6 protein-coding genes and 1 pseudogene are annotated in these 6125 nt (G+C 74.8%); 4 read left to right on the forward strand and 3 right to left on the reverse strand.

Annotated elements, in window-relative coordinates; genetic code table 11:
- A pseudogene (locus tag EF903_RS27100) lies at positions 1-235 on the reverse strand (CapA family protein); the annotation flags it as partial.
- A gap of 219 nt (positions 236-454) precedes the next feature.
- On the opposite strand from EF903_RS27100, the gene polX reads away from it, so the two are divergent.
- Complete coding sequence (gene polX, locus EF903_RS27105) at positions 455-2185, forward strand: DNA polymerase/3'-5' exonuclease PolX (RefSeq protein ID WP_125547510.1); 1731 nt, start codon at positions 455-457, stop codon at positions 2183-2185.
- On the opposite strand, the gene EF903_RS27110 is transcribed toward polX, so the two are convergent.
- The gene (locus tag EF903_RS27110; RefSeq protein ID WP_260615987.1) at positions 2124-3485 is read right to left on the reverse strand and encodes an MFS transporter; all 1362 of its coding nucleotides are present in this window, start codon (positions 3483-3485) and stop codon (positions 2124-2126) included. The genes polX and EF903_RS27110 overlap by 62 nt on opposite strands.
- Before the next feature lie 125 nt (positions 3486-3610).
- Positions 3611-4174, reverse strand: a complete 564-nt coding sequence (locus EF903_RS27115) for a hemerythrin domain-containing protein (RefSeq protein ID WP_125547512.1) — start codon at positions 4172-4174, stop codon at positions 3611-3613.
- A 264-nt stretch (positions 4175-4438) separates the two neighbouring features.
- On the opposite strand from EF903_RS27115, the gene EF903_RS27120 reads away from it, so the two are divergent.
- Genes EF903_RS27120 through EF903_RS27130 form a run of 3 tightly spaced genes read left to right on the forward strand, consistent with a single transcriptional unit; the run spans position 4439 to position 6122 of the window.
- Positions 4439-5125, forward strand: coding sequence for a nucleotidyltransferase family protein (locus EF903_RS27120; protein WP_125547514.1), 687 nt, complete (start codon positions 4439-4441; stop codon positions 5123-5125).
- Complete coding sequence (locus tag EF903_RS27125) at positions 5122-5397, forward strand: BON domain-containing protein (RefSeq protein ID WP_125547517.1); 276 nt, start codon at positions 5122-5124, stop codon at positions 5395-5397. Before EF903_RS27120 ends, EF903_RS27125 begins: the two co-directional genes overlap by 4 nt.
- Complete coding sequence (locus EF903_RS27130) at positions 5394-6122, forward strand: metallophosphoesterase (protein WP_125547519.1); 729 nt, start codon at positions 5394-5396, stop codon at positions 6120-6122. Before EF903_RS27125 ends, EF903_RS27130 begins: the two co-directional genes overlap by 4 nt.
- Positions 6123-6125: the final 3 nt, after the last annotated feature.

The raw sequence follows: 6125 nt of genomic DNA on the forward strand, positions 1-6125 counted from the left end.
CGGCCGGCGCCGCCGCGTCCAGCACCGCGAGTGCCTCGCCCCACGGCCAGTCGAACCCGACCGGCAGGGCGGGCAGCGGGCCGTGCGCCGCCTCCGCCAGGGCCACGTACCCGCGGGCGTCCGCCATTCCGCCCTCGCGCAGGGCGGGGTCGCCCGGGTGCGGCAGGATCTGGTCGATGCCGCGCCCCAGCATGACGTCACCGCACAGCGCCACGGTGACCGGACCGCCACCCATGGCTCCAGGCTAGTCGGGCCGGCCGTCGCGGGGGCGCCCGGCCGGGGGCGCTGCCTGCCCGGCGGCGGACGGCGCGAACCAGGGCTGCTTCCGCGGCCCGGCAGCACCTCCGGCAGGCCGGCCGCGCCTTCCGCGTGGCGCGCCCCCCCCAGCCGCCGCCGGCCGCCCGCCCGGGCTCCCCGGGGGCGGCGCCCGGCCCCGCGGGGGCACCCTGGAGGTATGAGCCGGGCCAACGACAGGGTGGAGGCGCTGCTGCGGGAGTACGCCGAGATGATCGCCATCAGCGGCCAGGACGCCTTCAAGGCCCGCGCCTACGAGAAGGCGGCCCGCGCAATCGGCGGCCACCCGGTCGACATCGCGCAGCTCGACGCCAAGGGCCTCATGGACATCCCGCACGTCGGCCGCTCCATCGCCGGCAAGGTGCTGGAGTACCTGCGCACCGGCCGCATCCCCGAGGTGGAGGCCTCCCGGGAAGCCGTCCCGGCCGGTGTGCGGGAACTGACCCGCATCCCCGGCCTCGGCCCCCGCAAGGCCCTCGTCCTCCACCGCGAACTGGGCATCTCGTCCGTCCCGGAACTGGAGGACGCCCTGCGCGGCGAGAAGCTCCGCGACCTCAAGGGATTCGGCGAGCGCACCGAGGAGAGCATCCGGCACGGCATCCGCCTGCTCAGACAGGCCGGCGACCGCATCCTCCTCGACGCCGCCACCGAGCTCGCCGAGGAGATCGTCGCCGAACTCTCCCGCATCGCCGGCTGTGTCCGCTGCGCGTACGCAGGCAGCCTGCGCCGCATGCGCGAGACCATCGGCGACCTGGACGTCCTCGTCGCCGCCGACATCCCCGAGCCGTTCATGGCGGCCCTGATCGCCCTCCCCGCCACCGCCGAGGTCGTCGCGCACGGCGCGAAGAAGACCTCCGTCCGCACCGCCTCCGGGGTCCAGGTCGACCTGCGCGTCCTGCCGCCCGCCTCCTGGGGCGCCGGCCTCCAGTACTTCACCGGCTCCAAGGCCCACAACATCCGCACCCGCGAACTCGCCGTCCGCCACGGCCTGAAACTCTCCGAATACGGCCTCTTCGACGCCGAAACCGGCGAGAACCTCGCCTCCGAGACGGAGGAGGACGTCTACGCCCGGCTCGGCCTGCCCTGGATCCCGCCGACGCTGCGCGAGGACCGCGGGGAGATCGCCGCCGCCCTCCGCGGCGAACTGCCCGAACTGCTCACCGAACGCGACATCCGCGGAGACCTGCACACCCACACCGACCTCACCGACGGCCTCGCCTCCCTGGAGGACATGGCCGCCGCGGCCGCCGCCCGCGGCTACGCCTACTACGCCGTCACCGACCACGCCCCGGACCTCGCCATGCAGCGCATGACGAAAGAGAAGGCCCTCGCGCAGCGGGAGCGGCTCCGCGCCCTCGACCGCACGTATCGCGGCATGCGGCTGCTGCACGGCACCGAACTCAACATCGGCCCGGACGGCGGCCTGGACTGGCCGGACGACTTCCTCGCCGGCTTCGACCTGTGCATCGCCTCCGTCCACTCCCACTTCGGGCAGAGCCGGGAGGCCATGACCAGCCGCATCATCCGCGCCTGCGAGAACCCGTACGTCGCCGTCCTCGGGCACCCCACCACCCGCCGGATCGGCATCCGGCCCGGTGTCGACGCCGACTTCGACGCCGTCTTCGCGGCCTGCGCCCGCACCGGGACCGCCCTGGAGGTCAACTCGCACCCCGAGCGCCTCGACCTCTCCGACGAGGACATCCTGCGGGCGAAGCGCCACGGCGTGAAGTTCGCCGTCGACACCGACGCCCACGCCACCGTCCACCTGCCCTACCTCCGCTACGGGGTGGGCACGGCGCAGCGCGGCTGGCTCACGAAGGACGACGTCGTCAACGCCTGGCCGTGGGGCCGGCTGCACCGCTTCCTGAGGGAGAAGCGCCGCCGCCGGTGAGCGGGGCGGGGGAGGCCCCGGGGTCCGAGGCCCCCGGGGCTGAGCCGCCCGGGCCCGCCCAGCGGGCCGCCCCGTCGGCCCTCGGGAGCACGGCCACCGCCAGTACGGCCGCCAAGGCGGCCAGGGCGAACGCCGGAGCGAAACCGAACCCGGTGATCAGCGCACCCGCCAGCGGCGGCACGAGCACGATCGCCACGTGCTGGCCCGTCCCGTGCACGCCCAAAGCCCGACCCGCCCAGTCCGGGCCCGCGTACTCCGCGACCGCCGTGTTGTGCAGGCCGTTCGTGCTGACCGTCAGCGCCGACGCCGCGAGCAGGGCCGCCGTACCCGCCGCCGACGGCCACACCGCCCCCGCCGCCAGCAGCGCCAGGTCCGCGGCCGTCGCCACGGCCAGCCACCGCATCGGCCGGACCCGGCTGCCCACCGCGTCCGACCACCATCCCGCCAGCAGCCGAACCCCCGCCCCGGCCAGGTTCACCGCGGCCAGGACGGTCCCGGCCGCGGCGGCGGACCAGCCCCGCTCCTGCGTCAGGAACAGCAGCGCGAAACCGGTCACCACGAACTGCGGCACGCACAGCGCCGCCGCGACGGCATGCAGCCGCCACAGGTGCCCGCCGCCGGCGCTTCGGCGGTACGGGGACGGCGGCCCGGCCGCCGCCGACGCGCCGCGGGGCCCGGGCACGGCTTCACCGGGCCGCTGCCCGCGCCCCTCGGCGCCCGGACGCGGCGGATCCACGGCGAACACGGCGATGGCCGCGCCCGTCGCCCCGCACAGCACGGCGCACAGGCCGAACGCCGCGCCCGTACCCGAGCCGTCGGCCAGCGGCGGCAGCGCCGCCGCGGCCACCGCCGTACCCACCGGCTGAGACGCCTGCCGCACCCCCATCGCCATCCCGCGGCGGCCGGGCGGGAACCAGCCGATCACCAGCCGCCCCGACGCCGAGTTGACGGACGACCCGCCGACGCCAGCCGCCGCCAGCAAGAACCCCAGCAGGGCGGGACCGCCGTCCGCGACCGCGGCGGCCGCCGCCATCGCCGCGGTGGCGGCGAACAGGCCTGCGGACAGGGCCAGCCGCTCCCCGTACCGGTCGGCGACCGCGCCCCAGCCGACCAGCCCCAGGAGGATCCCGGCGATCGGGCACGAGACCAGCAGGCCGGCCCCGGCGAGCGAGACGCCCAGGTCCCGCTGGAACGCGGGGATCAGGTACGCGAGGCCGTACAGGGCCGTCGTACTGGCGGTCTGGCCGCAGGTCCCGAGGGCGAGCATGACCCAACTGCGCGTCATCGTCGGCGTGTCCACCTCGCGACTGTAAGCGGATGGCCGCCATGCGAGACAGATCGTTTTGCATAGTGAGACAGGTGAGGGTAGGGGAAAGGGGCCCGGTCGGGGACCGGGCCCCTTCGGGGCGGGGAGGGCGCCCCCGGTCAGGAACCGGTCCGGCCGCGCCCGGAGACGAAGTCCCGCGCCCGGTCGACGAGACCCAGCCCCGGCGCGAGCAGCTTGTTCGCCGGCGGCTCCGACGGCTTCCCCGGGTGCGGGCGCGTCGGCGCCAGCTTCTTCGCCAGCCGGACCCGGTCCCCGAGCTCGTCGAGGACCTCCTTGTCGCAGGCCCGCCGCAGCGCCGGGAACAGGCTCGTCTCCTCATCGCGGATGTGCTCCAGCACCTCGTTCCGCAGATCGCCGACCATCCGGTCGAACTCCGGCCCCGCCGCGTCGACCGCCTCCAGCTCCTTCAGCACCACCTCGACGCGGGCGTGGTCCTCGATCTCCCGGTCCGCGATCGCGTCGCCGCCCGGCACGTGCTTGCGCACCGCCGGGTACTGGTACTCCTCCTCCGCCACGGAGTGCCGCACCAGCTCGATCGTCAGCAGGTCCAACAGGGTGCGGCGCTCCTCGGCGGGGGTGGCGTTCGCGAGGTCCGCGAAGAAGCCCCGCACCTCGTCGTGGTCGGCGGTCAGCTCGTGAACGACGTCTCCGCCGTGTCCCATGGCCTTGCTCCTCTCTCGTGTCCTCTCGTGTCCTTGTCCTGCCGTCCGGCCCGCCGTGCGCTGCACCCGCCCGGCGGCCGCCGAACACGGCGCCGACCCCCTGCGGGGCCTGCGCCGGAGACCCGCGCTTGCCCTGCCGCCCCCACTCCATGCACCCGCCCCAGCACCGTCCTGCGCCGCCCTGCACCGACCGGCGGACCCTGTTTGGGCGGGGCGCCCGGCGGGAATGCGCTGACGACCACCGGCCGACCCGGGAGCCGACCCATGAGCCATCACGTTCCTGCGCCAACCACCGAGACCGGTGAGCTGCCGCAAGACCACACCGGCGCGATCCTGGAAGTGACCAAACGCGTCGCATCGCTGCTCAAGGCCTCCGGCAGACCCTTCGCGCTCGCCGGCAGCGTCGCCGCGTTCGCCCACGGAGCGCCCGCCCGGTTCCAGCACGACACGGACTTCTGCGTGCGCCCCGAGGACGCCGAGGAAGTCGTCGCCGCACTCCGCAAGGGCGGCATCGAGATGCGCGAATCGTCCGAGGACTGGCTGGTCAAGGGGTCCGCAGACGGCGAACAGATCGACCTGATCTTCGAACTCGCCCGGCGGCCGGTGGGCGCGGACCTGCTCGCCCGCGCCGAGGTCCGCTCCGTCGCCTCCGTGTACATGCCCGTCCTCGCTCCCACTGACCTCATGGACGGCCGGCTCGCCGCCCTCACCGAGCACTACTGCGACTTCGGCGACCTGCTGCCCATCGCCCGCGTCCTGCGGGAGCGGATCGACTGGGTCCGGCTCGACCGGGAGTACCGCGACATCCCGCTCGCCGACGCCTTCCTGTACCTCCTCGAACGCCTCGACATCATCGAGCCCCGGGTGCGGCTGCGCGAAGGGGCCGGCGAGCGGGGCCGTGAGCGGAACGGAGACCGGGCGGAGGCGCCCGGGAAGGAGCCGCGGCCATGACCGGAGCCGCGCGCCGACACGGCGAACCCGTCGCGTACCGGGCCGAGCACCTACGCGAACGCCTGGCCCGCGACGACCTCGCGGAACTCGGCGTCCAGATCGACCTGCACGGCCCCGTCGCCGTCCTGACCGGGACCGTCACCACCGCCGCGTGCCGCGAGCAGGTGCTGAGCATCGCCGCCGAGGAACTGGACGGCCTCCAGTGGCGGCACGACATCCGCCTCGCAGGAGTGCTCCCACCCCCCGAAGGCGACCTGGAGGACCTTCCATGACGCGCATCGCCGCGGTCGGCGACATCCACCTCGCGCCCGGCTCCGAAGGACTGCTGCGCCCGGCCTTCGACACCCTCGGGGAACGGGCCGACCTGCTGCTCCTGGCCGGCGACCTGACCAGGCACGGCACCCCTGAGGAGGCAGCCGTGGTCGCCGGCGAGGTGAAGGGCCTCCCCGTGCCCGTGGTCGCGGTGCTCGGCAACCACGACTATCAGAGCGACCGGCAGGACGAGGTCGCCGACGTACTCCGCGAAGCGGGCGTGACCGTCCTGGAGGGCGACTCCGTGCGCATCGATGCGGGCGGCACCCAGGTCGGCGTGGCCGGCGCCAAGGGGTTCTGCGGCGGCTTCGCGGGACGCTGCGCGGGCGAGTTCGGCGAGCCGGAGATGAAAGCGTTCGTCCGCACGGCGCACCAGGCCGCCGAAGCCCTCCACGGCGCCCTGACGGAACTCGCCGCCGACGGCTGCGACGTACGGGTCGCCCTCACCCACTTCGCCCCCGTGCCCGACACCCTGGCCGGGGAGCCGCTGGAGATCTACCCCTTCCTCGGAAGCCACCTCCTGGCGGAGGCGATCGACGAGGTCGGCGCGGACCTGGCGGTCCACGGCCACGCCCACCACGGCACGGAACACGGCATGACGGAAGGCGGAGTCCGCGTCAGGAACGTGGCGATGCCGGTGATCGGACGGGCGTTCGCGGTGTACCGGCTGGACGGGGGCGGGTAGGGG

The sequence above is a fragment of the Streptomyces sp. WAC05292 genome (assembly GCF_003949955.1).
GTDB lineage: Bacteria > Actinomycetota > Actinomycetes > Streptomycetales > Streptomycetaceae > Streptomyces > Streptomyces globosus.

Excerpts from the sequence above, each read along its gene's own strand:
- polX (WP_125547510.1), top strand. The coding sequence starts at position 455 with ATGAGCCGGGCCAACGACAGGGTGGAGGCGCTGCTGCGGGAGTACGCC.
- EF903_RS27115 (WP_125547512.1), bottom strand. The coding sequence starts at position 4,174 with ATGGGACACGGCGGAGACGTCGTTCACGAGCTGACCGCCGACCACGAC.
- EF903_RS27120 (WP_125547514.1), top strand. The coding sequence starts at position 4,439 with ATGAGCCATCACGTTCCTGCGCCAACCACCGAGACCGGTGAGCTGCCG.
- EF903_RS27125 (WP_125547517.1), top strand. The coding sequence starts at position 5,122 with ATGACCGGAGCCGCGCGCCGACACGGCGAACCCGTCGCGTACCGGGCC.
- EF903_RS27130 (WP_125547519.1), top strand. The coding sequence starts at position 5,394 with ATGACGCGCATCGCCGCGGTCGGCGACATCCACCTCGCGCCCGGCTCC.